This window comes from Pseudomonas sp. HMSC057H01, from assembly GCF_001836405.1.
Lineage (GTDB): Bacteria > Pseudomonadota > Gammaproteobacteria > Pseudomonadales > Pseudomonadaceae > Pseudomonas > Pseudomonas aeruginosa.
In genome coordinates this window covers 1-2,946 of sequence record NZ_KV828486.1, presented here as the reverse complement: position 1 = coordinate 2,946, position 2,946 = coordinate 1, and the positions used below count along the sequence as shown (strand labels likewise).

The window sequence follows — 2,946 nt, the reverse complement described above, 5'->3', positions numbered from 1 at the left end:
GACGAGTTTCGATCTTCCTTTCGCCGCCACGGCGGCTGCGCAACATGTGGTCATCGTTGAGCAGTGGCTGACCGGCGACGAGGAAGGCGAGGGCGATCACGGCGGGCGAGATAAGCCCGCGGCGCATGGCTTCAGCCACCAGGGCGGCACGGCGGGTGACGCCGAGTTTGGTGGTCGCTGCCAGAACGCGCTTACCCACCGTGCCCGGCTGCATGCCCAGGTCGCGGGCTAGCTCCTTGCTGGTGCGACCCGCAGCGATGCCCAAGACGCACTGAAGCTCACGCAGGGACAGGCCCTTGCCGAGGAAGCCGGTGAAACCGTGTGCGGTGATGCTGGCGGTGGTCATGCAGTCTCTCCATGTTGACCGGATCGATGGCTTGCGGTCTGTTGCTGTGCGTTTCCTAGGCGATTATTAGGTTTGCCTTTTTTGCTGTCAATAGGATTGCCTAATAATTGCGAGCAGCCATAAGAAAGCCCGCACTAGGCGGGCTTAAGAACTGGTGGGTCAGCGGCTGGAGGGTGCCACGAGATCTTCTAGAAGGCGTAGACCAGGCGACTCGGATGATTCTTATGACTGGGTGTCATAGGAGATGGCGGTCGCCTTTAGCGCTTCAGCGTGAGCGAAAATGTCATCCAAGGACTCAATAGGGTGACGGGTTTCGTTTTTTTCGGAATCGAAAGTTCCGATGTACTTTTGTGATCTGTTGAAGTGAAGACGAGCGATGGGCTTACGGTTGTTGTCATCCAATAGGATACCGAAGTAGCTCTGAGTGTCGCGGGCAGCGATGCGCTTTACGTCAACCACGGATCGAACAATGGCTTTGACTATAGTGTAGCCTTCGATCTCTTCGGCCGTTGTCACCACCCGGTCCTTTTCCTCTTCTTCACCGTGAGAAGATGGTGTCGACTGTTCTGCTTGCGGCTGAGCCACGAGGACGGGTTGTGAGTTTCCGGTAATTGCGGATTTGAGGCGCTCATTTATTTGATCGCTTAAGAATTGCGAGGCTGCCTTTCTAGTAAGCTGGGTGAACTGATCGCGCACCTTCTGAGTAATGATCCCTTCGTACACTCGAGAGGCGAACAGTCGAACAAAGTCCTCATCTGGCTGGCTGAACTGAGAGGCTAGTGCGCGCTTGATTTGCCCAACGTACTTTAGTTCGCCAGCAGCGTTGATGATTGACTCAACGTCAAATGCTGATTTCGTAAGTTTCTGGAGCTCCGGAATAGCATGGTCGTCTATATCCAGAAGGTCTAGCTCAAGGAATGGCTTCTCATCCATCTTGTTAGGTGCATCCAGGTCAGTGAAGAACTTGTAGACCTGGCCATTTGTCAGAATGGATATTCTAGCATTTGTAACGTGGAAGTAACGAAATAGTTGGCTGGCATGATTAATATTTAAGGGTTCGCCGACCTTCTTGCTCTCTATGAGTATCTGGATCTCTCCCTCCTTGAGAATTGCATAGTCGACCTTCTCTCCCTTCTTAGTTCCTATATCCGAAGTGAACTCCGGAACAACCTCCAAAGGGTTGAAAACATCGTATCCCAAGACTGACTGTATGAAGGGCATGACAAATGCAGTCTTTGTTGCCTCTTCAGTCTGGATGGCAGATTTCTGCTGGCGAATCTTGGCGGCCAGGCTGGCCAGTTTCTCTTCGAACTCCATGACTCCCTCCCCGGGGTCCCTTTAAAACAACTGATGGCCAGGTATCTGGCCGCCCTTCCTAAAAGTTGTCAGCCCACCAAATGGTCTTCCCTACAAGACGCCAGCGGGAAGCTTGTAGTCAATCACGCGGCCAATGATTCGAACCGTGTCGCTTACCTCAAGGGTGCGATATATTGGATTAAGAGGTTTTAGATATTCGAACCCTGCATCCCTCACATATTGCTTCACAGTTGTATCGCGCTTTTTCCCCGGCTCGTAGCAAACTGCTACGTAGTATTTTCCACTGATCAGGTCGAATCCTTCTGGCTGTACTAGTATTCGACTTCCTTGGGGGAATAGCGGCGTCATTGAGTCGCCATTAACTACCAGCCAATATCCATGGGGTCCGGCCTTTTCCTCTGACTCCAACCAATCATCTGCATCGCCTGGCTGAAAATTGTCCGGACTTTCTGCCCAGTCGCCAGCCCTGACCCAACTGATCACTGGATATTTATTCCTCTTTCTTGGAGGCGTAGCCACCGAGATCACGTTGGCGTGCTCGTTCAGCGAGCCACCCGCTTGCTCAGGACTGTCCCTGCTTATAGCTCCATGCTCTCGCATGGGGCCTTTTCCAGTTGCAAGCCACAGCGGGCTAACTTTCAGAAACGCTGCAGCATTGAGGAGATTCTCCCCTTCGATGCTTTTTGTCTTTCCGGAGATCCAGTCATTTACTGAGGGCGCTGTGATATGGCAAGCGCGTGCAAGAGCCGCTTGCGTAACCCTCGGTGGGCCTGCCATCGCACGTTTAAGTCGTTCTTGAAGTGTCTGCATTAGGGGAGCCTATCACTAGGTTTATAAGGTATTCCTATTGACCGTATTGGAAGGAGTGCCTAATATCCGGGCGTCGGACTAGCAGAGATACCCCAATGACACCCAGCGAGATCATTGATGCCCTCGGCGGGACAACCCGTGTGGCAGAGCTGTGCGAGGTGAGGCCTCCGTCGGTAAGCGACTGGCGAAAGCACGGCATCCCCCGCGCTCGACTGATGTTCCTTCGAATCGCTAAACCTGAAGTGTTCGCAAAACTGGAGGCCAAGGTAAAAGGCCAAGAAAGGCAGGTCGGCAGCAGAGTTGCCTGATCTGGCCAATCAACTGGCACCTGACAGGGAGGAAGCTATTCATGTTCAAGACATACCTCGACGCTACTTATTGCAGCGCTCCGACTGTGAACGCTCATCGGGCAATAGGGGGGCTCGATCGGGCCACAAGCTCCGCCGACCTTGAGCCCATTCTGCCGTCCGATT

Annotated in this window: 3 protein-coding genes; all 3 read right to left on the bottom strand. The window is 53.3% G+C overall.

Going from position 1 to position 2,946, the window contains the following annotated elements:
• Positions 1 to 346, bottom strand: a 346-nt coding sequence (locus HMPREF2581_RS18495; RefSeq protein ID WP_070867362.1) for a response regulator transcription factor, incomplete at its 3' end; no start/stop codon positions are given.
• A gap of 222 nt (positions 347 to 568) precedes the next feature.
• Entirely contained in the window at positions 569 to 1,663 is a 1,095-nt protein-coding gene (locus HMPREF2581_RS18490; protein ID WP_023093229.1) for a type I restriction endonuclease, read from the bottom strand.
• Between the two features lie 90 nt (positions 1,664 to 1,753).
• Positions 1,754 to 2,473, bottom strand: coding sequence for an XRE family transcriptional regulator (locus HMPREF2581_RS32300; RefSeq protein WP_023093230.1), 720 nt, complete (start codon positions 2,471 to 2,473; stop codon positions 1,754 to 1,756).
• Between the last annotated feature and the right edge of the window lie 473 nt (positions 2,474 to 2,946).